Source organism: Actinopolyspora mzabensis, assembly GCF_900101095.1.
GTDB classification, from domain to species: Bacteria; Actinomycetota; Actinomycetes; order Mycobacteriales; family Pseudonocardiaceae; genus Actinopolyspora; species Actinopolyspora mzabensis.
On the sequence record NZ_FNFM01000005.1, the window covers coordinates 114,950 to 138,577 of the forward strand.

The 23,628-nt window shown below is 68.5% G+C and carries 22 protein-coding genes; 12 read left to right on the forward strand and 10 right to left on the reverse strand.

The annotated features are described in order from the left end of the window. Positions 1-200: 200 nt before the first annotated feature. Positions 201-1,868 carry a purine-cytosine permease family protein gene (locus tag BLR41_RS09595; protein ID WP_092627688.1) on the reverse strand — a complete coding sequence of 556 codons (1,668 nt, stop codon included), beginning with the start codon at positions 1,866-1,868 and terminating at the stop codon, positions 201-203. Between the two features lie 281 nt (positions 1,869-2,149). Here BLR41_RS09595 and BLR41_RS09600 point away from each other — a divergent pair, with 281 nt between their 5' ends. Further along, positions 2,150-2,512, forward strand: coding sequence for a group I truncated hemoglobin (locus BLR41_RS09600; protein WP_092627689.1), 363 nt, complete (start codon positions 2,150-2,152; stop codon positions 2,510-2,512). Between the two features lie 91 nt (positions 2,513-2,603). Here the strand turns inward: BLR41_RS09600 and BLR41_RS09605 are convergent, their stop codons facing one another. Next, positions 2,604-3,572, reverse strand: a complete 969-nt coding sequence (locus tag BLR41_RS09605; RefSeq protein WP_092627690.1) for a quinone oxidoreductase family protein — start codon at positions 3,570-3,572, stop codon at positions 2,604-2,606. Between the two features lie 175 nt (positions 3,573-3,747). On the opposite strand from BLR41_RS09605, the gene BLR41_RS09610 reads away from it, so the two are divergent. The 3 genes from BLR41_RS09610 (at position 3,748) to BLR41_RS09620 (ending at position 5,711) form a co-directional block, all read left to right on the forward strand. Continuing rightward, complete coding sequence (locus BLR41_RS09610; RefSeq protein WP_092627895.1) at positions 3,748-4,068, forward strand: hypothetical protein; 321 nt, start codon at positions 3,748-3,750, stop codon at positions 4,066-4,068. Further along, positions 4,065-4,991, forward strand: coding sequence for an ATP-grasp domain-containing protein (locus BLR41_RS09615; protein ID WP_245694030.1), 927 nt, complete (start codon positions 4,065-4,067; stop codon positions 4,989-4,991). Before BLR41_RS09610 ends, BLR41_RS09615 begins: the two co-directional genes overlap by 4 nt. Before the next feature lie 231 nt (positions 4,992-5,222). Further along, complete coding sequence (locus BLR41_RS09620) at positions 5,223-5,711, forward strand: GbsR/MarR family transcriptional regulator (RefSeq protein ID WP_092627691.1); 489 nt, start codon at positions 5,223-5,225, stop codon at positions 5,709-5,711. Positions 5,712-5,790: 79 nt separating this feature from the next. Here the strand turns inward: BLR41_RS09620 and BLR41_RS09625 are convergent, their stop codons facing one another. The 5 genes from BLR41_RS09625 to mptB form a co-directional block, all read right to left on the reverse strand. Further along, a complete protein-coding gene (locus BLR41_RS09625; protein ID WP_218120041.1) occupies positions 5,791-6,747 on the reverse strand; it encodes a COX15/CtaA family protein in 957 nt (318 codons plus the stop codon). A gap of 139 nt (positions 6,748-6,886) precedes the next feature. After that, positions 6,887-7,738 carry an SCO6745 family protein gene (locus BLR41_RS09630; protein ID WP_092627693.1) on the reverse strand — a complete coding sequence of 284 codons (852 nt, stop codon included), beginning with the start codon at positions 7,736-7,738 and terminating at the stop codon, positions 6,887-6,889. Between the two features lie 42 nt (positions 7,739-7,780). Next, positions 7,781-8,497 carry an ABC transporter permease gene (locus tag BLR41_RS09635; RefSeq protein ID WP_092627897.1) on the reverse strand — a complete coding sequence of 239 codons (717 nt, stop codon included), beginning with the start codon at positions 8,495-8,497 and terminating at the stop codon, positions 7,781-7,783. Positions 8,498-8,622: 125 nt separating this feature from the next. Then, positions 8,623-9,561: an ABC transporter ATP-binding protein gene (locus tag BLR41_RS09640; protein WP_092627694.1), complete on the reverse strand. Its 939-nt coding sequence runs from the start codon at positions 9,559-9,561 to the stop codon at positions 8,623-8,625. A 232-nt stretch (positions 9,562-9,793) separates the two neighbouring features. Beyond that, positions 9,794-11,410, reverse strand: a complete 1,617-nt coding sequence (gene mptB, locus BLR41_RS09645; protein WP_092627695.1) for a polyprenol phosphomannose-dependent alpha 1,6 mannosyltransferase MptB — start codon at positions 11,408-11,410, stop codon at positions 9,794-9,796. 137 nt (positions 11,411-11,547) lie between these two features. On the opposite strand from mptB, the gene BLR41_RS09650 reads away from it, so the two are divergent. The 7 genes from BLR41_RS09650 (at position 11,548) to BLR41_RS09680 (ending at position 18,168) form a co-directional block, all read left to right on the forward strand. Further along, positions 11,548-12,393 carry a helix-turn-helix transcriptional regulator gene (locus BLR41_RS09650; RefSeq protein ID WP_092627696.1) on the forward strand — a complete coding sequence of 282 codons (846 nt, stop codon included), beginning with the start codon at positions 11,548-11,550 and terminating at the stop codon, positions 12,391-12,393. Positions 12,394-12,443: 50 nt separating this feature from the next. Further along, positions 12,444-13,850, forward strand: a complete 1,407-nt coding sequence (sufB, locus tag BLR41_RS09655; protein ID WP_176797940.1) for a Fe-S cluster assembly protein SufB — start codon at positions 12,444-12,446, stop codon at positions 13,848-13,850. Beyond that, complete coding sequence (gene sufD, locus BLR41_RS09660; RefSeq protein ID WP_092627698.1) at positions 13,850-15,043, forward strand: Fe-S cluster assembly protein SufD; 1,194 nt, start codon at positions 13,850-13,852, stop codon at positions 15,041-15,043. The genes sufB and sufD overlap by 1 nt, the downstream gene beginning before the upstream one ends. A 105-nt stretch (positions 15,044-15,148) precedes the next feature. Then, the gene (gene sufC, locus BLR41_RS09665) at positions 15,149-15,922 is read left to right on the forward strand and encodes a Fe-S cluster assembly ATPase SufC (RefSeq protein WP_092627699.1); all 774 of its coding nucleotides are present in this window, start codon (positions 15,149-15,151) and stop codon (positions 15,920-15,922) included. Then, positions 15,919-17,259 (forward strand): cysteine desulfurase, encoded by a 1,341-nt coding sequence (locus BLR41_RS09670; protein ID WP_176797913.1) that lies wholly within the window; start codon positions 15,919-15,921, stop codon positions 17,257-17,259. Before sufC ends, BLR41_RS09670 begins: the two co-directional genes overlap by 4 nt. Positions 17,260-17,269: 10 nt before the next feature. Then, positions 17,270-17,731 carry a Fe-S cluster assembly sulfur transfer protein SufU gene (gene sufU / locus BLR41_RS09675; protein ID WP_092627700.1) on the forward strand — a complete coding sequence of 154 codons (462 nt, stop codon included), beginning with the start codon at positions 17,270-17,272 and terminating at the stop codon, positions 17,729-17,731. A gap of 83 nt (positions 17,732-17,814) precedes the next feature. Next, the gene (locus tag BLR41_RS09680; RefSeq protein WP_245694057.1) at positions 17,815-18,168 is read left to right on the forward strand and encodes a metal-sulfur cluster assembly factor; all 354 of its coding nucleotides are present in this window, start codon (positions 17,815-17,817) and stop codon (positions 18,166-18,168) included. A gap of 224 nt (positions 18,169-18,392) precedes the next feature. On the opposite strand, the gene BLR41_RS09685 is transcribed toward BLR41_RS09680, so the two are convergent. Next, a complete protein-coding gene (locus BLR41_RS09685) occupies positions 18,393-19,865 on the reverse strand; it encodes an MFS transporter (RefSeq protein ID WP_092627702.1) in 1,473 nt (490 codons plus the stop codon). A 38-nt stretch (positions 19,866-19,903) separates the two neighbouring features. Between BLR41_RS09685 and BLR41_RS09690 the strand changes: the two genes are divergently transcribed. Continuing rightward, the gene (locus tag BLR41_RS09690) at positions 19,904-20,173 is read left to right on the forward strand and encodes a hypothetical protein (protein ID WP_092627703.1); all 270 of its coding nucleotides are present in this window, start codon (positions 19,904-19,906) and stop codon (positions 20,171-20,173) included. Here BLR41_RS09690 and BLR41_RS09695 read toward each other — a convergent pair whose 3' ends face one another. Both BLR41_RS09695 and BLR41_RS09700 read right to left on the reverse strand, forming a co-directional pair. Next, positions 20,174-21,970: a GGDEF domain-containing protein gene (locus BLR41_RS09695; protein WP_092627704.1), complete on the reverse strand. Its 1,797-nt coding sequence runs from the start codon at positions 21,968-21,970 to the stop codon at positions 20,174-20,176. Between the two features lie 416 nt (positions 21,971-22,386). Continuing rightward, positions 22,387-23,577, reverse strand: coding sequence for a lycopene cyclase family protein (locus BLR41_RS09700; RefSeq protein ID WP_092627705.1), 1,191 nt, complete (start codon positions 23,575-23,577; stop codon positions 22,387-22,389). Between the last annotated feature and the right edge of the window lie 51 nt (positions 23,578-23,628).

Here is a 23,628-nt window from a genome sequence, read left to right on the forward strand (position 1 = left end):
TTCCCGCACGATCCTACACAGGCTCTCTTTCGATTCAGTTTCTCAGTAGGATCTCGTCGCCCCGGTTTTCGTGGCCGTTTCCGGGGCGGCACCCCCCGCGGACTCCCGCCGCGGCCAGGCACGACAAACCGCCGCGGGTGATCACCCGGCATTATGAGAATCGGCCGGGCGGAAACCCGACGACGACCGTGTTCGAGTGCTTACCTCCCGGCGATCACGCGGTCCCGTTCGCGGCACGGCGCGCTCGACTGCGGCGGCAGCAGATGCGTTCCGGTCCGGTCCGTGGTGGCGCACAGCGAGCAGACGACGTCCTCGTGCCTCGGGCAGGCCAGCACGTCGGGTCGTTCGAAGTCCTGCTCGCACACGTGGCAGCGATACGAGGTCGCCACCGGCGTGCCCGTGCTGTCGAACCTGGGTTCGGAGATCCCGTCGTCGGTGCGTCGCAGATAGAACCTCCCCTTGGTGACGCTGGCGACCAGCGGGGGCAGTGCCAGCGCGAGCAGCACGGCCGCGATCGGGGAGTAGGGCTGCAGCACGGGACCCAACGCTCCGAAGTACATCGCGATCGAGATCACACTGGCCGCCGAGAACGAGACAACCCCGACGGGGTTGATCGGGTGCAGCATTCCCCTGCGGTATTCCGGCACCCGCGGTGAGAGACGCAGCAGGTACTTGTTCAGCACGATGTCCGAGGCGACCGTGACCACCCAGGCGATCGCGGTGTTGGCGTAGAAGCTCAGCACCGAGTTCAGGAACGCGAACATGTTCGCCTCCCTCAGCACCAGCGCCACGGCGAGGTTGCCGAACACGAACACGTTGCGTCCCGGATAGCGGCGCGTGAGTCTGGCCATCGAGTTGGTCCAGGTCAGCGACCCGGAGTAGGCGTTGGTGACGTTGATCTTGATTTGACTGACCACGACCAGCACCACGGCCAGGGCCACTGCCAACCAGCCGGGCAGGAAAAGGCCGTAGACCCCTAGGAACTGCTCCACCGGTTCGGTCGCGGCGGAGCCCGCCATCCCCAAGACGAAGAACGCCAGAAAAGCACCGGTTGCCTGTTTGAGCGCGCCGAGCACCACCCAGCCCGGTCCGGCCGCGATCACCGAGATCCACCAACGCCGCGAGTTCTCCCGGGTTTTGGGCGGCATGAAGCGAAGGTAGTCCACCTGCTCGCCGATCTGGGCCATCAGCGACAGCGCCACCCCGGCGCCGAGCAGCACCGCGGCCACGCTCACCCCGCCCGATCCGTCCCGCCCCGCGAAGGCCAGCCATTCACCAAGGGATTCGGGATCGCTGAGCACCAGATAGGCCATCGGCGCGACCATCAGCAGCAACCACACCGGCGTCGTCCAGACCTGCAGCTTGCTCAGGGCCGACATGCCGTAAACCACCAGCGGGACCACTAGCAACGTGGTGATCAGATAGCCCAGCCACAGCGGGATCCCGAGTCCCACCCGCAGGCCCTGCGCCATGATCGCTCCCTCGGTGGCGAAGAAGATGAAGGTGAAACTGCCGAAGATGACGCTGGTCAGCACCGAGCCGTAGTAGCCGAACCCCGATCCGCGAGTGACCAGGTCGAGGTCGATGTTGTAGCGCGCGCAGTAGTAGGAGATGGGCACTCCGGTGGTGAATATGATCAGTGCGGCCACCGTTATGGCCAGTAGCGCGTTGCTCGTGCCGTGCGTGAGCCCGATACCGGCTCCGATGGAGAAGTCGGCGAGATAGGCGATGCCGCCGAGCGCCGTGGTCGCGACCACGGGAGGACTCCATCGCCGATACCCGCGCGGGGCGAACCGCAGGGTGTAGTCCTCCAGCGTTTCGTCGGCCGCTCGGGTGCTCGTGCTCGCGTCGCTGCTCTGTCGCGGCAATCCGGCTCCTCTCAACGCTTCGTTTTCCCGGGGAGCGATCCGGGCGCGGCGAGGATTCTGGTGCGCTTCTGTTGCGCGGCGACTCCGAGCGGGTTTCCGGCGTGTTTTTCCCGACGCGTTCGGCTCGAAGACACCAGGCGCGTGGCGTGGAGCGTCGGGCCGGCCGGTGTTCGTCGGCAGGGCCGTGAAGTTACCCCCGGTGTTTACGCGGCAATTACGTCCCGGAAAAGCGAGCAGGATTCACTCAGGGGAGACGCGATTTCCCAGTTCCGGAGGCAGTGATGAACACTATTCACGAGCAGCTCGGCGGCGAGCCCCTCATACGCGAAGTCGTCTTCCGGTTCTACGAGAAGGCGCTGGCCGATTCCCGGCTGGCCGGGTACTTCCACCGGGTGAATCTGAGTCTGCTGCGGGAACACCAGGTGCGGTTGTTCACCGCCGCGCTCGGCGGTTCCGGCGCGGTCGCCGAGTCGGGCACGGTCTCGGAGGAGGGGATCCATCACGAGGAGTACGACCTGGTGATCGGGTATCTCGCGGATGCGCTGCGGGAGAGTTCCGTGCCGGAGCCGCTGCTCACCGGAACCCTGTTCGCGCTCGCGCCGTTGGCCAGGGACGTGATCACCGTTCCCGCGGTGACCGCGTGAGAGCTCCGTCCGGTTCCGTCGGGTGGACCGTTGCCCGCGAGTGAGACGGCGTTCGCCGGGACGGGTCCGCCCCGCCCCGGCGGCAACGCGATCACGGTTCCAACAGGACCTTCCCGGTGGTCCGGCGCCCTTCCAGCGCCTCGTGGGCGTCCGCCGCATCGGCCAGCGGATAACTGCCCCCGATGCGGATCCGCAGTTCGTTGCGTGTGATCAGGTCGAACAGCTCACCCACCCGCCAGTCGAGCTCCGCGCGGTCCAGCATGTGATGCGCCAACGTCGGCCTGGTGAGAAAAACCGAGCCCGCCGAGTTGAGTCGCTGCGGATCCACGGGCGGTACCGGGCCACTGGCGGCGCCGAACAGTGCCAGCGTCCCGCGCGGACGCAGCGAGGCCAGGCTCGCGTCGAAGGTGTCCCTGCCCACCCCGTCGTAGGCGACGTGCACCCCGACTCCGCCGGTCAGTTCCCGTACCCGCGAGGTCACGTCCTGCTCGGTGTAGCGAATGACGTCCTCGGCTCCCGCCTCGCGCGCCAGCCGTTCCTTCTCCGGCGTGGAGACCGTGGCGATCACGTGGCCGCCGCGCAGTGTGATCAGCTGCGTCAGCAGCAGGCCCATCCCACCGGCCGCGGCGTGTACCAGCGCGACCGTGCCCGGCTTGACGGCGTGCGTGGAGGCGGTGAGGTAGTGCGCGGTCAGTCCCTGCAGCATCGCGGCCGCGGCGGTGCGCTCTCCGAGCGTGGTGGGCAGTGCCACCGCTTTGCTCGCGGGCACCACGGCGCGCTCGGCATAGCTGCCCGGAACCATGGCCCACGCCACCCGGTCGCCGATCTCGAATCCGTGCACACCGGAACCCACGGACAGCACCGTCCCGGCGCCCTCGGAACCCGGTGTGAACGGCAACGAGACCTGGTAGATCCCACCGCGCTGATAGGTGTCGATGAAGTTCACACCGCTCGCGGCGATCCCGACCAGCAGCTCCTCCGGGCCGGGTTCGGGATCCGCCACGTCGACGGTGTGCAGCACTTCTGGGCCGCCGTGCTCGGTGACCTGGACAGCGCGCATGTGCCGGCCTCCTGATCCGTGGTTTCGCCTGGCAGTTCCGTGGTGTTCGATCATGCCACGAGAACTCCGTGCGATACCGCTCAAGGTGACTCCCGGGGCATGCCCGAGCACTCGCCTGGTGGCGTGGCTCACGCGCCGCTCCGTCACCGGTCGGGCTACCGTTACGATCTGCCTCGTGACTACGCAGCAGACTGGTGAGACCGCGCCGACGCGGCCCCCGAAACGTGCCGTGGCCACTGCCGCCGAGTTCGTCTCCCGTCACGGTGGTTCGGCCCGTGCCGTGGTGGAGAACCTCGGCAAGGGCGGGGCACGGATAGTTCTCATCGGCCCGGACGGCGCGCTCGGTGACGTGCTGGTTCCCGACCCGACATCGGGGGAGGCGGTCGTCGAGGCCGTGGAAGGCCTCGACAGCGGTGACTGGGACGCCGAGACCGCGGCGGCGTTGACCATCGGACCCGCCCACCGCAGGAAGATGGCGGGGGCACGCGCGAGGTGACCACGGATCCGCATCGCGCCGGCCGTCCTCGTGTGCTGCTGGCGACCTACGCCGAGATGCCCGACTCCCACGAGGACGAGCGGGCGTTGCCCGCCGCCCTCGGCGAACTGGGGATCGACAGCCGCTGGGCGGTGTGGGACTCCTCGCCGGACTCGTTCGACTCCGCCGATCTGGTGGTGCTGCGCACCACCTGGGACTACACCTCGCGGTTGAAGGAGTTCGTGGAGTGGTGCGAGTCCGTCCCGGCGTTGGCGAACCCGGCGCGGGTGGTGCGCTGGAACAGCGACAAGCGGTACCTGGCGGAGCTCGCCGAGGCCGGGGTGTCGGTCACTCCCACCCGGGTCGTGGATCCCGGTGATCGCGCACCGGGCGACGAGGAGCCCGAGCTGCCGGAGCGGGAGTTCGTCGTCAAACCCACCGTCGGTGCCGGATCGCGCGGCGCGGCGCGGTTCCTGCCCGAGCAGCGCGAACAGGCCCTGCGGCAGCTGCGCTCGTTGCACGACGAGGGCAGCTCGGCGTTGGTGCAGCCCTACCAGCCCGTGGTCGACCGGGAGGGTGAGACAGCGCTGGTCTTCTTCGGCGGGGTGTACTCGCACGGTTTCGTCAAGGGGCCGCTGCTCGACCCGGCCGACGACACGAGCGGTGCGGTGGGGCTCGGCAAGGGTCCGTTCGCCACCGAGCCCGCTCCCGCGCTGCGGCGGGTCGCCGAGGACGTGCTCGACGCGACCGGAGAGCTGTTGGGCGTGGCGCGGTCCGAATTGCTCTACGCGCGCGTGGACCTGGTGCGTGGCGAGGACGGCGCACCCATGCTGCTGGAGCTGGAGCTGATCGAACCGCGGCTCAATTTCCTGCTCGCCGACCGGGCGGCTCCGCTGCGCTTCGCCTCGGCCGTGCGCGCCGAGCTCGCGCGCCGTGCCGCCTGACACTCCCGTCGTGCCGCCTGTCCGGAGCTCTCCGTCCGGTGTGTCACCGGAGCGGTCGGGGGCCCGCCACCGAGGCGCGTGAATTTCGCGCGAAACCGCCGAGCTGGGTAGTTGTGAACCACCGTGCTGGGGAGCTGTCTTGCCTCCCGTGTCGGTTCCACTTATGGTTTCAGTGTCGAACGAAACCGATCACGGTGCTTCCGTGGTCCGGATCCGGAAGCGAGCACACCAGTGGTCGAGTACACCCAGCGCACGGACCGTCCGGCCATGTCGGAGTGGATCGAGCAGATGGCGGCCTACTTCGAGTCCACCGAAGGGATGCCGCTGATCGCCGGGCGAGTCCTGGCCTTCCTGCTGATCTGTGATCCGCCGGAGCGCACCGCCGCGGAACTCTCGCACGCGCTCAGTGCCAGTACCGGCTCGATCAGCACCAACGTTCGCTTCCTGGTGCGGCTGGGGATCGTCTCCAAAACCACCCGGCAGGGTCGAGAGGCCGCGCTGTACCGGGTGGAGGAGCATCGGTGGCCGGAGCTGGTCAGCGCCCGGATGCACCGCATGGTCGAGCTGGAGAGCCTGATCGACTCCGGGCTGCGCATGTTCAGCGGCCAAGGGGAACGTGCCCGCAGACTGCGGACGGTCCACGAGTTCTACCAGTGGCTGTCCGAGGAGATCCCGGAATTGTGGCGCCGCTGGGAACGGGACTCCCGCAGGCGGAGCTGATCCGCCGGACTCCGCCGCTCCACTGCCGAACCGCGACACGCGGGCCCCGCGACCGTCGATCCGCGAACAGCGGGCTCGTTCAGCCACTCACCGGTTCGCTCGCGAGGTGGACCGAGCGCGACTGTCGCCGGTTGGGAGCCGGCCCCCGGTGGCGGGACTCCGCCCACAGCAGGGACACCGTGGCGATCACGACCGTGGCTCCGAGCACGTGTAGCACCACCAGAGCCTCGGGGACGCCGGTGACGTACTGCACCGAGCCGAGCACCCCCTGTGCGAGCACCACCAGGCAGGCGGTGGCGTAGGCACGCAGCAGCCCCCGCGTCGGCGAGGTTCCGCGCAGCCAGAACCCGAACACCGCCAGCAGACAGAGGTAGGCCATCACCAGCAGTCCGTGCAGCTGGGTCAGTAGCGGAATGGAGACCGGCAGCCGCGGGGTACTCGGGTCACCGGCGTGCGGACCCGCCGCTGTGACCAGCGTGCCCGCGAACACCATCGCGGCGGCGACCGCCGTCAGCGCCACCAGAACCCCGCGCATCCTGCCGGTGACGACCGGATAAGGCTTCTCGTCGCCCTCGCCCGCTGCCTTGACCAGCAGCCCGGAGATCCAGATCAGTACCGCCGATGCCATGAAGTGCAGCGAGACGCTCCACCAGCGCAGATCCAGCAACACCGTCATACCGCCGATCACGGCCTGCACCGGAACACCGATCAGCACCAGTCCGGCCAGCAGCCGCAGCCTCGGGCGGGCCGGGCGCACTCGCCACGCCAGTAGCAGGCAGATCAGTGCCGTGGCCGCGACGACCCAGGTCAGCAGTCGGTTGCCGAACTCGACTGCTTGGTGCAGCGGCGCGATGTCGGCGTGTGAGACCGGCACCATGCTGCCGGGAAAGCACTGCGGCCACGTCGGACAGCCCAGCCCCGAGCCGGTGACGCGCACGACCGCGCCGGTTACCGCGATCATCATCTGGGTGACCAGCACCGCGACGGCCGAGGCGCGAACCAACCGGGCCGAGGGTCGGGTTATTCGTTCTGGCAACGACAGGGTCGGCACGTGACGATGGTAGGCACACCGAGGTGTGGCCCGGAGAGAGGGATCGTGTGGCGGTGTCGCACGCCACGATGGTGATTCCCGTGGGGCGGGGACCACCACCGTGAGAGTGCGGAGCTCGGCCCGATCAGTGCTCGAAGATTTGTTTCGGTACCGCGCCGGCCTCGTGGAGCTGTTTGCTCAGTGCGCCGCCGTGTTCGAGCAGTGTGGCGAATTCCGAGGTGTCGAGCCCGCGCCACGGTTCCAGCGAAGCCGCGTCGGTGGCGTCCTCGATCTCGTCGAGCAGTCGTTCACCGGCCGTTGTCACCGCTCCGGACGAGTCCAGCAGGCCCCGGTCGGCCAGTTCCAGTTGCGCGTCGGTCCACTGCTCCTCGGACCAGGCCCGGGTCTGTTTCAACGTCGCGGCGTTCATCCCGCGTCCGGCCGCGCTCTGCAGCACGGGGGCCTGCAGCGGGCCGAGCCCCGCCTGTTGCAGCACGGCGATGTGCGCGTCGCCCCGGAACTCCCGTAACAGCGTCAGTGCGTGCCACAGGCGCAGGTGCGGTTCGTCCGGATACTCGATCTCCGCGTGTCCGGCGAACAGTGGTTTGCCCGCGGGTGAGCACCTCTCGGCGGCCTTGGCCGCGAGTCGTCCGGCTTCGTCGATCGCCTCCGAACGGGCTGCTTCCTGTCCCAGCATTCGTTCCAGGGCCCCGGAGACCGCGCGGAACCGTGCGGCGATGATGTCGTCCGGACCGGCGATCGACCAGGCGGTGGGGATGTGCTGCCGCACCAGTTCGGGGTTGAAGTTGTAGAAGGTGGCGGCCACCAGGTTCGCCCCGACGGCGCCCAGTGGGGCGGCACGGCTCGCGAAGTAGGCCCTGCTCCAGGAGTCGAGTCCGAGCTGGGACATTTCCCGCTCCAGCTCGGGGGCGAAGTAGATCATGGCGTGCGGTAGGTCGAGAGCCTTTTTGGCCCGGCGTGCGTGTTGGGTTTCCATGGTCCGCACTCTAGTGATCCGCGGCGCGGCTCGGATCGGGATTCAACTGAGTCGGGTGGTGCGCACCGCCAGGGCTCCGGTGACCACTCCCCAGCACAGCAGCACCAGTAGTGCTCTCGCGGTGGGTGCCGTTCCCTCGGTGAGGCAGGCGCCGAGGGCCTCGGCCAGGGCGCCGGAGGGGAGGTACTCGGCGAGTGAGCTCATGACGCCGGGCAGGTGCCGGGTGGGGATCGCCAGTCCGCCCGCCAGCAGCAGCGCGAACCAGACCGTGTTGGCAACGGCGAGCACCGTTTCGGCCCGCAGCGCGCCCCCCACGAGCACTCCGCTCGCCCCGAAGACGAGGGTTCCGAGGATCAGCACCGGGATCGCCGCCGCCACGCCTGCTCCGGATGGGTGCCAGCCGAGCGCGAGGGCGGTGCCGCCGAGGACCACGGTTTGCAGTGCCACGACCACCAGGGCGGCGAGCACGCGGCCCGCGATCAGCACCCAGCGGGGCAGGGCGGTGGCGCTGAGGCGTTTGATCACGCCGTAGCGGCGGTCGAATCCCAGCGCGATGGCCTGTCCGGTGAATCCGGTGGACATCACCGCCAGTGCGAGTATCCGCGGGGTGACCGAGTCGACGCGGGGTTGTTCCACCAGCCCGAGGTCGAGGGTGCTCATGCCGATCAGCAGTACGAGCGGGATCAGCAGCGTCAGCAGTGCCTGTTCCGGGTGCCGCAGGGTCAGCAGCGCTTCCGCCCGCGTCTGGGTGGCCAGCATCCGCATCGGGTTGGCCCGTCCGGGCGCCGGTCGGAAGGTCCCCGGTGGGAACACGGGAGCTCGGGTGGTGTGGTCCGACTCGTCGTCGATCCGTTCGTACGCGCTGTCGGAGCTTTCCTGGCGTGTCAAGCGCGCAACCCCCGTCCGGTCAGTTCGAGGAAGACGTCCTCCAGGCTGCGTCTGCCGATCCGCAGTTCGTCGGCCATCACTCCGTGTTGGGCGCACCACGCCGTCACGGTGGAGACGGTCTGTGGGTCGATGTGGCCCCGCACCAGGTACTGGCCCGGGCGGACTTCCCGGGCGGAGCATCCCTCCGGCAGTGCGGTCAGCAGCGGTTCGAGGTTCAGCTTGGGGCGGGCTCGGAAGTGCAGTTCGCGGTGTTGTTCGTTGCCGGAGGTGAGTTCCTCGGGGGTGCCCCGGGCCAGCACGCGGCCGTGATCGACGATCATCACCCGGTCGGCGAGGGTCTCGGCCTCGTCCATCAGGTGGGTGGTCAGCAGCACACCCACCCCGTCGGCGCGGAGGGCCGACATCAGTTCCCAGACCAGGTTGCGTGCGTGGGCGTCCATTCCCGCGGTCGGTTCATCGAGGAAGACCAGTTCGGGCCTGCCGACCAGCGCGCACGCCAGTGACAGGCGTTGTTGTTGCCCGCCGGACAACCGTTTGTATGGGATCGTGCGCGCTCCGTGGAGCCCGAGAACGTCCAACAGCCAGGCCGGGTCGAGCGGCTCGGCGCAGCAGGCCGCCACCAGGCGCAGCATCTCCTCGGTGCGTACGCCGGGGTAGGCACCGCCGCCCTGGGGCATCACCCCGATGCGGGGGCGGAGTCGGGCGCCCTGGTCGACCGGATCGAGTCCGAGCACCCGGACCTGCCCGGCGTCGGGGCGCAGGAAGCCCTCGCAGATTTCCACGGTGGTGGTCTTGCCCGCGCCGTTCGGACCGAGCAGGGCCAGCATCTCACCGCGTGCCAGGTGCAGGTCGATCTCGGACACGGCGGTGTCGCCGCCGAATCTTTTGGTCAGCCCCCGGGCCCGCACAGCGGCGGAGTCGGCGTCTGGGTTCACGCTCCGCCAGCCTAGTACCGTTCTTCCGGCACGGTTTTCGTAGGTGCTCGTTCGGCGGAACCTCTCGCACGGCTCTCGCTGCGGGTAGGCCCGACATCGGGTGGGTCGCTACCCAACGTCGGGCCTTCCTCACGAGAGCCGCACGGGAGAACCCGCAGCGGTGCGAGTGGAGAGAGCGGCCGTTTCGGCGCCCGCGGCGCCGAAGGGGGGTCTTCCCCGATGCGTCCGGGTTCTAGTGGGAGTCCGGCGTGGCCGGTCGTCGGAGGGTGGGCAGCAGCCGGGGCACTCTGCCGCGGGTGAGCAGCAGGATCACGGCGAACGCGATCAGGGCGGCGATCACGGCGAACGGGATCATGTAGTAGCGCAGTACGTACCCGGCGCCCGTCGGGGGCACCAGCAGCGCCACCGATGCGCTGATGGCGATGGTGACCACTCGGAACCGCGAGTCGTTCGTGGAGACCGCCAGCGGGGCGAGTGCCCACAGCAGGTACCAGGGGTGCAGCACGGGGCCGAGCAGGGCCACCGCCCCGAGGGTTATCCCCAGCCCGGTCAGGGGTTCGATCCGGCCGCGGAAGGAGGTCCACAGCAGTCGTAGGCACACCAGTGCGCTGATCCCGTATCCGACGATCTTGGTGATGCTCAGCATCGCGTCGGTGTGATTGCCGAGCCGCAGCAGCATGCTCACGCCACCGCCGCCGAACATGCCGACCGCGGTCATCGGAGCCAGCCACGTCTTGATGCGGTTCGGCACGTCGAACGTTTCCAGCCAGCCCAGGCCCCAGCCGCTGGCCAGTGTGATGACCGTCATGGTCGTGAGGAACACGGCGAGCATCGCGGCGGCCACGAGCAGCAGGTCGGTGAGTCGGCCACCGCGGCGGCGCGCCAGATACATCCCCAGGAAGCCGAGGGCGATGAAGGCAGGGGGTTTCACGGCGCCCGCCACGACTATCACCACCGAGCCGACGACGAGCCCCACCGGACGTGGCAGCCGGAGTCCCAGTTCGATGCCCGCCAGCATCAGGCCCATCAGCAGGGCCTCGTTGTGCATACCGCTGACCACGTGGAACAGCACGATCGGATTGGCGGCGCACAGCCACAGCGCGCACACGGGTGGTACGCCGCAACGCCTGGCCAGGTGGGGTATGGCCCAGACGGCCAGCGCCAGCGACAGCAGCATCACCACGCGCCACAGCAGCACGCCGAACACGATGTTCTCTCCGACGATCGCCGCGATGCCTCTGCCGAACATCAGGAACAGCGGTCCGTAGGGGGCTGGGGTGTCCCGCCAGATGTTGGGGACGTTGCCGGTCAGCGGGTTGTCCACGCCCAGGGCTTCGGAGGGGCCGAACTCGTAGGGGTCGGCTCCGCTGGCTGCCACCGCGCTCTGCGCGAGGTAGGCGTACATGTCGCGGCTGAACAGTGGTGGGGCGATCGCCAGCGGAAAACCCCACATGACTATGGTGCGGCCGAGCTGGGTGTGTGAGACGAGGCGGCTCCGTCCCGGCAGTGCGAGTCTGCCCAGCCACAGCCAGCCGATCACGACCATCAGCATGCCCAGCCAGGCGCAGGCCATCGCCACGGTGGGCATGCGGGCGAGCAGGCTGAGCACGCGGATGCCGGAGATCGGGTTGTCCACCGGTGCCGCTCCCGCTCCGAGTGCGGCGAACGCGAGCAGTAGGGCGCCGGTGGTGCCGAATCGGCGTACGAGTGCCAGCTGGCGGCGTTCGTTCCGGTCGAGTGGCCCGGGGGTCTCGCTCGTCGGGGGCGAGATCGTGGTGGTTCCGGCGGCCTCCCGTGTTCGGTCCCGCCTGTCGGAGTCGCCCGTCTCGGTCGTTTCGCCTGCCGCCATGTTGACCGAGCCTAGCCACTCGACCGATGGGTACGTGTCAAGGGCGCGTGGTTCGTTCGTGCGATCGGGTTGTGAGACAACTCATGTGCCAGGGCCTGCCGCTGTCTTGCCTTTCCAAATTAGGTAACATCAGTGTTGTGAAAAACGTCGGAACCTCCCCAGCGGGCGCGGCGGTCGAGTGGGCCGCCGACGAGCCGGGCCCTGCGCGGCAGGGTGCGGCTCCGAGCGCCGGTGACGGGCGGACCCGGCAGCTGGTCGCCCGGACAGTGCTCGAACAGGGCCCGGTCACGGCGGCCGGGATCGCCGAGCGGCTAGGCCTGAGCCCGGCGGCGGTGCGCAGACATCTCGATGCTCTCGTCGCCGATGGCGAGGCGTGGATCAGGGAGTCCTCGTCGCGTGGCCGCAGGGGGAGGGGACGTCCGGCTAAGCTGTTCCTGTTGACCGAGAGCGGGCGGGCACGGTTCGGCCATGCCTACGACGATCTCGCCGTCTCGGCCTTGCGGTTTCTGGCCGAACAGTCCGGCGAGCAGGCGATCCGCTCGTTCGCCGAACGGCGGATGGCCGCTCTGGTCGAGCACCACCGCGACGCGTTGGCGGCAAGTGGGAGCGTCGCCGAACGCGCCCAGGTGTTGGCCGACGCGCTCACGCGGGAGGGCTATGCCGCTTCCGCGCGAACCGTCGGGTCGGGGGAGCAGCTTTGCCAGCACCACTGCCCGGTGGCGCATGTCGCTGCGGATTTTCCGCAGTTGTGTGAGGCCGAGACTGAGGCGTTCGCCGAAGTTCTCGGCACCCACGTGCAGCGGCTGGCCACGATCGCCAACGGCGACGCGGCCTGCACCACGCACGTTCCGCACGCACGATCGGAGGACCGTACGGCGAGCCGTGCGGAAACCGATCCCAACGCTGTCGCTTCGGGGGCCGTCTCGCGGAGCCCGGATCGACAGGACACTGCCCCGAGTCCTCATGGAGGGGAGCCCGTATGACTGCCGCTGCGGAGCAGCGCACACCCACCACGGTGCCCAGTTCCGAACCAATGTCGCAGGAAGAGACCATCGCCACGCTCGGCAACTACGAGTACGGCTGGTCCGACCCGGACGTCGCGGGCGCGAACGCGCAGCGCGGCCTCAACGAGGACGTCGTCCGGGAGATCTCGGAGCGGAAGGGCGAGCCCGACTGGATGCTGCAGGCGCGGCTGAAGGCGCTCGGTCTGTTCGAGCGCAAGCCCACGCCTGCCTGGGGCGCCGATCTCTCGGAGATCGACTTCGACAACATCAAGTACTTCGTGCGTTCCACCGAGGAGCAGGCCCAGACCTGGGACGATCTGCCCGAGGACATCAAGAACACCTACGACAGGCTGGGTATCCCCGAGGCGGAGAAGCAGCGTCTGGTCGCCGGTGTCGCCGCGCAGTACGAGTCCGAGGTGGTCTACCACAAGATCCGCGAGGACCTCGAGGAGAAGGGTGTCAAGTTCCTCGACACCGACACCGCGCTGCGGGAGCACCCCGAGATCTTCGAGGAGTACTTCGGCTCGGTCATCCCGGCCGGTGACAACAAGTTCTCCGCGCTCAACACGGCGGTGTGGTCCGGTGGCTCGTTCATCTACGTGCCCAAGGGCGTGCACGTCGACATTCCGCTGCAGGCCTACTTCCGGATCAACACCGAGAACATGGGCCAGTTCGAGCGCACCCTGATCGTGGTCGACGAGGGTGCCTACGTGCACTACGTCGAGGGCTGCACCGCGCCGATCTACTCCACCGACTCGCTGCACTCGGCCGTGGTGGAGATCGTCGTCAAGCGCAACGCCCGCTGCCGCTACACGACCATCCAGAACTGGTCCAACAACGTCTACAACCTGGTCACCAAGCGGGCCAAGGCCGAAGAGGGCGCCACCATGGAGTGGGTCGACGGCAACCTGGGCTCCAAGGTGACCATGAAGTACCCGTCGGTGTTCCTGATGGGCGAGCACGCCAAGGGCGAGGTGCTCTCGGTGGCCTTCGCCGGGGAGAACCAGCACCAGGACGCGGGCGCGAAGATGGAGCACATGGCGCCGCACACCTCCTCCTCGATCGTCTCCAAGTCGATCGCGCGCGGCGGTGGGCGCACCTCCTACCGCGGGCTGGTCAAGGTGGCCAAGCGCGCCAACCACTCCGCGTCCAACGTCAAGTGCGACGCCCTGCTGGTGGACAACATCAGTCAGTCGGACACATACCCGTACGTGGACGTCCGGGTCGACGACGTGACGATGGGCCACGAGGCCACCGTGTCCAAGGTCAGTGACGACCAGCTGTTCTACCTGATGCAGCGGGGCCTGACCGAGGACGAGGCGATGGCCATGGTGGTGCGCGGGTTCGTCGAACCGATCGCCCGCGAACTCCCCATGGAGTACGCCCTGGAACTGAACCGTCTGATCGAGCTGCAAATGGAAGGGGCCGTCGGCTGATGACGGAGTCGACTCTCGAAACGTCCGGCCGGAACGGCCTCGACGAGCGCGATCCGCAGAACTCCGCGGTGCCGCCGCGGAGTTCCCGCGGGCACCGCTTCACGTCCTACGACGTGCGTGCCTTCGAGGTGCCCGGTGGCCGTGAGGAGGACTGGCGCTTCACACCCATGAAGCGGCTGCGCGGGCTGCACGACGGCTCGGCCGAGGCCACCGGTTCGCTCGACGTGGAGGTCAGTGGGGACTCCGCCGTGAAGGTGGAGACCGTGGACCGTTCCGACGAGCGGCTGGGCACTGCCGGAGCTCCCGCCGACCGGATCGCCGCGCAGGCGTGGAGCTCGTTCACCGAGGCCACCGTGGTCACGATCCCGAAGGACACGCAGGCCACCGACCCGGTCACCGTCACGGTGCACGGGCCGGGCCAGGACCGGACAGCCTACGGGCACCTGCAGGTGCGGGCCGAACCGCTGTCCGAGGCCGTGGTCGTGTTGGACTACCGCGGTTCCGGCATCATCGGCGACAACATCGAGATGGTCGCCGAGGACTCGGCACGGCTGTCGGTGGTGACCATCCACGACTTCGCCGACGACGCCACCCAGGTTTCCTCCGAGCACGCCTACCTCGGCAAGGACGCGGTGTTCCGCCACTTCGCCGCCTCGCTGGGCGGCGACCTCGTGCGGGTCAACACCAAGGTGACCTTCGGTGACCGCGGCGGCGACGCCGACGTGCTGGGGGTGTACTTCGCCGACAGTGGCCAGCACCTGGAGCACCGGCTGTTGATGGACCACGCGCAGCCGAACTGCCGCAGCAACGTCACCTACAAGGGGGCGCTGCAGGGCAATTCGGCCCGCTCGGTCTGGATCGGCGACGTGCTCATCCAGGCGGCGGCCGAGGGCACCGAGACGTTCGAGCTGAACCGCAACCTGGTGCTCACCGAAGGGGCGCGCGCCGACTCGGTGCCCAACCTGGAGATCGAGACCGGCGAGATCGCCGGGGCGGGCCACGCCAGCGCGATCGGGCGCTTCGACGACGACCAGCTGTTCTACCTGCAGGCCAGGGGGATTCCGTACGACCAGGCACGCAGGCTGGTGGTACGCGGTTTCTTCGGCGAGCTGCTGCAGAAGATCACGGTCGACGAGGTCCGCGAGCGGCTGGAAGCCGCGATCGACAAGGAACTGGCGGCGGTCGGAGCATGAGCCGGCCACGGCCGGAACGCCCGTCGTTTCGGCCGCCCGCCCACCGCCGCTGACGCGGCACCACGACACAGCTTTTCGCGCAACCATCTGGAGAAGACGAACACGATGGCCACCCTGGAGATCAAGGACCTGCACGCCGAGGTCGAGACGGAGGAGGGCTCGAAGGAGATCCTCACCGGCGTGAACCTCACCGTGCGCTCGGGCGAGATCCACGCCTTCATGGGACCGAACGGTTCCGGCAAGTCCACCCTGGCCTACGCGATCGCCGGACACCCCAAGTACAACGTCACCTCGGGCTCGGTGCTGCTCGACGGTGAGGAGGTCCTGGAGATGAGCGTCGACGAGCGCGCTCGCGCGGGCCTGTTCCTCGCCATGCAGTACCCGGTCGAGGTGCCGGGCGTTTCCATGTCGAACTTCCTGCGCAGTGCCGCCACCGCCACCCGGGGCGAGGCCCCGCAGGTTCGGCATTGGGTCAAGGAGGTCAAGCAGGCGATGAGCGACCTCGAGATCGACGAGTCGTTCTCGGAGCGCAGCGTCAACGAGGGCTTCTCCGGCGGCGAGAAGAAGCGCCACGAGATCCTGCAGCTCGACTTGCTCAAGCCGAAGTTCGCGATCCTCGACGAGACCGACTCCGGTCTGGACGTGGATGCGCTGCGCGTGGTTTCCGACGGCATCAACCGCTACACCGAGAGCGGTGACAAAGGTGTCTTGCTCATCACCCACTACACGCGCATCCTCAAGCACATCAAGCCCGACTACGTGCACGTGTTCGTCAAGGGCCAGGTCGCCGAGTCCGGTGGTCCCGAGCTGGCCGACGAGCTCGAGGAGTCCGGCTACGTCCGCTTCACGGAGAAGAAGGAGGCAGCCGCGCAGTCATGACCGTTGAGCCTCCCGGTGTCCGGGGGTCGGACACCACGCAGACAGGTGCGGGCACCGCACCGGCACCGCTGGACGTGGCGGCACTACGTGCCGACTTCCCGATCCTGCGGCGTACGGTGCGTGACGAGCGTCCCCTGGTTTACCTGGACTCCGGGGCGACGTCGCAACGCCCCACCCAGGTGCTCGACGCGGAGCGCTCCTTCGTGGAGACCTCCAACGCGGCGGTGCATCGTGGTGCTCACCAACTGGCCGAGGAGGCCACGGACGCCTACGAGGGTGCGCGTGCCAAGATCGCCAGGTTCGTCGGTGTGGCGACGAACGAGATCGTGTTCACCAAGAACGCCACGGAGGGCGTCAACCTCGTCGCCTACGCCATGAGCAACGCGGCGACCGCCGGTCCGGAGGCCGAACGGTTCCGGATCGGCCCCGGTGACGAGGTCGTGGTCAGCGAGATGGAGCACCACGCCAATCTCGTGCCGTGGCAGCAGCTGTGCCAACGGACCGGAGCCACGCTGCGCTGGTTCGGGGTCACCGACGAGGGCCGGCTGGACCTGTCGGAGCTGGACACCCTGATCAACGAGCGCACCAGGGTGGTGGCGGTGACCCACCAGTCGAACGTGCTCGGCACGGTCAACCCCCTCGAGGCCATCGTGGATCGGGCGCACCGCGTCGGCGCGTTCGTGGTGCTCGACGCGTGTCAGTCCGTCCCGCACGGGCCGGTCGACTTCGCAGCGTCCGGGGTCGACTTCGCGGTGTTCTCCGGGCACAAGATGCTCGGCCCGTCGGGCATCGGGGTGCTCTACGGCAGGCACGAGCTGCTTCGGGCCATGCCGCCGTTCCTCACCGGCGGATCCATGATCGAACTCGTGCACATCGACCGCTCGACCTTCGCCGAACCGCCGCAGCGTTTCGAGGCGGGCGTTCCGATGACCTCGCAGGTGGTCGGCCTCGGTGCTGCCGTGGACTATCTGTCCGTGGTGGGGATGCAGCGGGTGTCCGCGCATGAGCACCGGCTGGTCGAGCGGGCGCTGCGCGAGCTGTCCGCCGTGGAGGGGGTGCGCATCATCGGCCCCGTGGACACCGAGAACCGCGGTGGTGCCGTGTCCTTCGTGATCGACGGGGTGCATCCGCACGATGCCAGTCAGGTGATGGACGATCAGGGCGTCGAGATACGAGTGGGCCATCACTGTGCCTGGCCGCTGCACCGCAGGATGGGTGTGCCTGCCACGATCAGGGCCAGTTTCTACCTCTACAACGAGTTGGACGAGGTCACCGCTCTGGTGGATGCTGTCCGCGAGGCCCAGCGTTTCTTCGCGGTGACACCGACGGCAGGCTGAGGATGTGGTGATGCAGCTCGAACAGATGTACCAGGAGATCATCCTGGACCACTACCGGAATCCGCACCGGCACGGCCTGCGGGAACCGTTCGACGCCGAGTCGTTCCAGGTCAACCCGACCTGTGGTGACGAGGTGACGTTGCGGGTGCGGTTGGTCGGCAGTGGCACGGAGGCGACGGTGGCCGACGTCTCCTACGCCGGACAGGGCTGCTCGATCAGTCAGGCTGCCACCTCGGTGCTGACCGACCTGGTGGTGGGCCGTCCGCTACAAGAGGCACTGGACAAGCAGGCGGCCTTCACCGAACTGATGGAAGGCCGCGGCCAGGTCGAACCCGACGAGGACGTCCTGGAGGACGGAGTCGCCTTCGCGGGGGTCGCCAAGTATCCGATGCGGGTCAAGTGCGCGCTGCTGGGGTGGATGGCATTCCGGGACGCCGTATCGCGTGTTGTCGATGAGGTGGGAGCTTCATGACCAGTACCGAGAACCAGACGCAGGAACAGCGGGGCACCGCCGACCCCGAGGACGGCACCGAAGTGGTGCGCGGAGTCGAGGGCATGCCGGAGCCCCCGGCCGCCACGGCCGAGCTGGCGGCTGTCGAGGACGTCGAAGAGGCCATGCGGGACGTGGTGGACCCCGAGTTGGGGATCAACGTGGTCGACCTCGGCCTGGTCTACGGTGTCCAGGTCGAGCAGGACAACTCGGCTTCGATCGACATGACGTTGACCTCGCCCGCGTGCCCGCTCACCGATGTCATCGAGGAGCAGACGCGTTCGGTGCTGACCGGCGGTCCCAACGGTGGTCTCGTCAACGATTTCCGGATCAACTGGGTGTGGATCCCGCCGTGGGGTCCGGAAAAGATCACCGAGGAGGGGCGCGAGCAGCTCAGGGCACTGGGCTTCACGCTCTGATCGAAGTTTTCCGGGCGGGTTGGCGGGCTACCCGCCTCGACCGCGTCCGTGGACCGAGCGCTCCGGGCGAGTCCGGAGCGCTCGGTCCACGGAGGCACATCCAGGGCGGCGGTTCACGGGTCGGATCCCGTTGAACCGGCGTCCTTCTCTCCTTCGGTCAGCGGGGCTTGCGGCGGGAGTCGAACGAGGGTTCGTCGGCCGTGCGGAACCGGCGTGCCGTGGTCCTACTGGGTGGATGAGCCGTTGTTTTCCGCCTCGTGGGCCGTCAGGGGCTTGGCCAGGTTCTCCAGGCTGGCGCGTTCGGCGCGTACGCCGAGTGTCAGCTCGGCGATCCCGCCCAGCAACATCACGGCGGCCCCGATCAGAAACGCCAGGGCCACGTTCCCCACCTGCTCGGTTTCGATGAGCTGCCCGAACAGCAGCGGGCCGGTGATTCCGCCGACGGCGGTGCCGACCGCGTAGAAGAACGCGATCGCCAGGGCGCGGGTCTCCATCGGAAACACCTCGCTGACGGTGAGATAGGCGGCGCTGGCGCCCGACGAGGCGAGAAAGAAGATCCCCACCAGCAGCGCCAGGAACGTCCATCTGTTCAACATCCCGTACAGCAGCAGCATCGCCAGCGGCACCGTCAACAGCGCCGAACCGATGTAGGCACCCGCGATCATGGGGATTCGGCCCACCGTGTCGAACATTCGGGACAGCACCACCGGGCCGGTGAAGTTGCTCAGCGCGTAGATGACGATGAACACCGGCACGAGCGTCGAGGAGACGCCGAAGAAGGTGCTCAACAGGGTCCCGAGGTTGAAGGTGAGACCGTTGTACAGAAACGCCTGGCCGACGAACAACGCGATTCCCAGCACCGAACGCCGGGGGTAGCGCCGGTAGGCGGTCTCGGCGATCGTGCGGAACGGGATGGATCGCCGCTGCCGAACCGTGATCGACTCGCCGGGCTCCTCCAGCCGGGTGCCGCTCCGTTCGGCCACGTCCCGCTCGATGCGGTCCACGATCCGCTCCGCCTGTTCCTGATAGCCGTGGATGAACAGCCAGCGCGGGCTCTCCGGCACGTTTCTGCGTACCAGCAGAATGCCCAGCCCGAGCACCGCACCCACGCCGAACGCCACCCGCCAGCCGACGGCGGCGTCGAACACGGCACGGTTGAGGAAGAAGACCGCTGTTGCCGCACCGCCCGCCGCGCCGAGCCAGTACGATCCGTTGATGATCAGATCGACCCGGCCGCGTACCCGTGCCGGGATGAGTTCGTCGATGGCGGAGTTGATCGCGGCGTACTCGCCGCCTATCCCCGCCCCGGTGACGAATCGGGCCAGGTAGAAGTACCAGGGGGCGAAGGCGAACGCGGTGGCCACCGTGGCGAGCAGATATATCAGCAGGGTCAGCAGGAACAGCTTCTTGCGGCCGAACCGGTCGGTGAGCTGGCCGAAGAACAGCGCACCCAGACAGGCCCCGAGGACGTAGATCGCGGCGGCGATGCCGATCTGTCCGGAATTGATGGAGATACCGCTGTCGGACTCGGTCAGTCGGGAGGCCACGGATCCGACCATGGTGACCTCGAGACCGTCGAGGATCCACACGGTTCCCAGCCCGATAACCACTCGCCAGTGGAATCGGGACCAGGGCAGGCGGTCCAGCCGTGCCGGGATTCGGGTTCGGATCGTCCCCAGTTCGATCGCCATCGCCATGGGGCATACCCACCTGGCTCGTGGGGTATGCCTCCCACATGATCGGATGTCGAGTGCTGGGGCATCGCTACCGTTTCCGCGCCGTGGACCGGGAGTTGCGGTGGCACTGCGAGCGCGGCTGCGGAGCGGGCGGCAGCAAGAGCTACGACACTGCCGAACGGGCGGAGCGCTATGCCGCCGCGCTGGATCGGGAGGATCGTGCCGCCCTCGGGGAACGCGCTCCGTTGATCGGGCTGTTGCCGCTGCGGTTGTGGCGCTCGATCAGCCGAAAGCGGCAGGCAAGTAGTTCTCCGACCCCGCGGAGTTGATCAGCGGCCGTCCCGGTGCCGGGGACCGGGGGCATCCGGACGTGGTGGGGCCGGGTCCGGATCGCGGGTGGGAAATCCCGGTTCGCCCTGCTCGGGAATGTCCTCGTGGGATCCGCGCAACACGTCGATCCGGTCCGAACCGATCCGCGACATCACCCAGCTGGAACCGGTCAGCGACTTCGCGTGCTTTTTCAGCGGCACCAGCAGTCGCGAGGCCTCCTGGTAGGAGGTGGTTCCGCTCTGCGTGCACACCAGTGTGGAAAGCGAGAGGGTGACGTCGATGCCTCCGGCGCGTCTGGGTGGATCCAGCACCATCCGCGCCAGGTTCACCAGGTCGTCCAGATCGGCGACCAGCAGGAAGTCGTCCCCGCCGACGTGTCCCACCCGCACCGAGCCCAGTGAGGTCGCCGCGTCGGTGAGTGTTCTACCGACCGAGCGGATCAGCTCGTCACCAGCGGAGAAGCCGGCGGTGTCGTTGACCGTCTTGAATCCGTCGATGTCCAGCCAGCTCAGTGCGAACACCTCGCCGGCGGCGATGCGGGCATCCACATCGCGCTGGATCGCGTCGCTGCCCGGCAGCCGCGTGAGCGGGTTCAGCGCCGCGGCCTGCTCCGCCTTGAACTCCGCCATACCACGGATCAGATGCACCGCACGCACGGTTCCGAGGCATCTGCCCGCCTCGTCCACCACGATCGCGTCGTCGTGCACCCGAGTGTGGTCGGCCCCGCTGACCAGGGTCAGTGCTTCCATCGCCGTGGTGGCCGTGTTCACCAGCCTCGGTTCGTCGGCCAGACGTGCCGCCGGGCGTTGTGCGTGCAGCGCGTGGCCGTAGGGACCGGTGACCGCCAGCAGGAACCGGTTGCGGTCGATCGAGTACTCGGGGCGGTTGTGCTCGTCCACCAGCACCACCCCGCTGATCTCGGGATGATCCGCCAGTACGCCGCGTACCGAGTCCGCTGTGGCGTCCCGGGAGAGCATCGTCGCCGGGGACAGGAACTCGGTCACCCGGGGGCCCGCGGGGGTGGGTTTCGAGCCGCCGTACGAGTCGCCGCTCTCGGCGACGGCCTCGGGGATCTGCAGTGAGGTCGGTGGACGTCGTGCCGCCGACGCCAGCAGGTTGCCCTGCACCACTCGCACGCCGGCGGCGCGCAGCGCTGTCAGCTGCTCCTCCCGTTCCGGCCCCTCGGCGATCAGAATCGCGCCGGTGGCGTTGCACAGTCCCTGCAGCGATTCCAGCAACGCGGCCTGACCCGCGTTGGCGGGAAGTCCCTCGATGACCGCCCTGTCGAGTTTGATGGCGTCCGGTGCCAGCTCGGCCAGCAGCGTCAGCGGTATGTCACCGTCGCCGACCCCGTCCACCGCTATCCGGTAGCCGTGCGAACGCAGGTTCGCCACCTCCGAACGCAGTTTCCGCGTGTCGAGTCGGGAGAACGGTGGAGCGAGCTCAAGTGTGATCTCCGTGGCGCGCCGTCCCACCTCGGCCAGTTTGTCGTGCAGCGCGCGCAGCCGGTGCGACTCGTGGGTCACGGTTCCGCCGAAGAGGTTCAGGTGCAGCGGCAGCAGTGACTGCTGCTCGTGCGCACGGTCCACGGCGGACACCGCCAGGTCCACGTCCAGTTCCCCGACCCGTTTCTGCCGGGCGGCTTCCCGGAAGAAGTCCGTGATGTGTCCGTCGGCGGGGCGGGCGAGCGCCTCCACGGCGACCACCGCCCCCGTACGGATGTTGATCAGCGGCTGGAAGGCGAACCGCACATCGTTGGCCGGTCCTAGCACGTGATCGATGTTGCCGGGATTCATGTCGTCTCAGCGAGCCCGTTCACCAGCTGTTCAATGACATGTAAGCGCTCCTGTCCGTTGTTCTTCGACAACATAGCGCGCTCGCTGGTCCCGTGACAGCAATCGCGAGCTGAGAATGTGGTAACCGGTACCACACGATGACCACGGCTGGGCACGTGGCGTAGCGGGCTGCTCCGTTCGGCCGGCGGAACGTGGCCACCGGGTGTGGCTCCGCGATCGGTCGAGAGCGGGGCTTCGGTCGAGGGTGGGGCTTCGGTCGAGGGTGGGGCTTCGGTCGAAGACGGGGTGGTCGTGGTGGGACCGTTCGCGAGGCGAAACCACCGACGCAGTCGTGGCTCCGCGAGCACCGGGGGCACGATCGCCTGGTTTCGTGACCGCCGGTTCCCGCCGAACACCGTTCCGGGCCGGTGGGACCGTCAGGAAGCCGGGCCCGCCAGCCCACCCACGACCAGTCGTGCTCGCAGCCACCAGGGGGATCGGTTGAACAGCTCGATCATGGCCCCGCGGCACTCCCGGGGTGAGGCCAGCGGTGCCAGGAACGCCCGCTGCTGCCGGGGCGGCATGTCGAAGAACACGTCGAAGAAGGCCGGAACCATTCGCGGCGGCATCGCCAACAGCCCCTCGGCCGCGCGCAGCCGCAGCTGTCGCGTGGCCAGTGCCGGAAGTGGCCACAACACCGAGCGGGCCTTCCGAGCCGCCGTGACCGGATCCCGCTCCAGACCGTCACTCAGGGCGGCGGCCACGAGCGGCGCCAGCTGCAGCACACCGGCGACGCTGAAACCCGTGGTGGGGTGTATCAGGCCGGCAGCGGCGCCGAACGGCACCGTCGCGAACGGGACGGTGCGCTGCCGTTCGGGCACCGGATCGTCCAGCCGGAACCGCACCCGTTCCTCGGGGGTCCGCTCCGGAGCGGTCACCCCCGCCGCTCGCAGTCGGGACCACAGCCGTCGACGCAGCGTCGGCAACGGAAGCCCCGGACGCCGTGCCAGGGCGGTCTCCTCCAGCAGGATTCGGTCCCCCGGCAGCGGGACGGCGTAGAGGAAACTCGGCCACGGATCGTCGTTCGAGGGTGGCTGTCGCCAGTCCATGAACACGCCCCGGCCCGCTCCGACCAGTCGCTCGGCGTGCTCGCCGGGAAGCACCGTGCCCACGGCGGTCTGTTCACTGGCCGCTCGTTCGACGCGCCCACCCGAGAGGACTCGGTTGCTGCCCGAGGCATCCACCAGTACCGCCGCGCGCAGTTCGCGCCCGTCCCGCAGCCGCACCGTGCGCCCCGAGGTGTCGTGTTCCGCGTCGCGGACCGTGCCGGTGACCTCGCGGATCCCGTCGCGTTGCAGCAGCCGCCGCAGCGCCGGGTTGTCCAGCACGCAGTACTCGCCGTGCAGCAGGTGCGGTCGCGTTCCCACCGCGGTCGTCCTGCTGGTGGCGCCCGCTACCGCGGTTTCCGCCACGGCGTGGGGCAGTTCGTCCCGCCAGCAGGCATAGGTGTTCGGCCACGGGCGTCGCGGCGCGGGGTCGACGAGCGTGACCCGCAGTCCGGTGTCGGCACAGGCCGCGGCCATCGCTCTGCCCGCCGGGCCGCCTCCAACCACCAGCACGTCCACCATGCGTCCATCAGATCACGGCGATTCGCGGCGGGGCAGCCGGTGGTGGGCGCG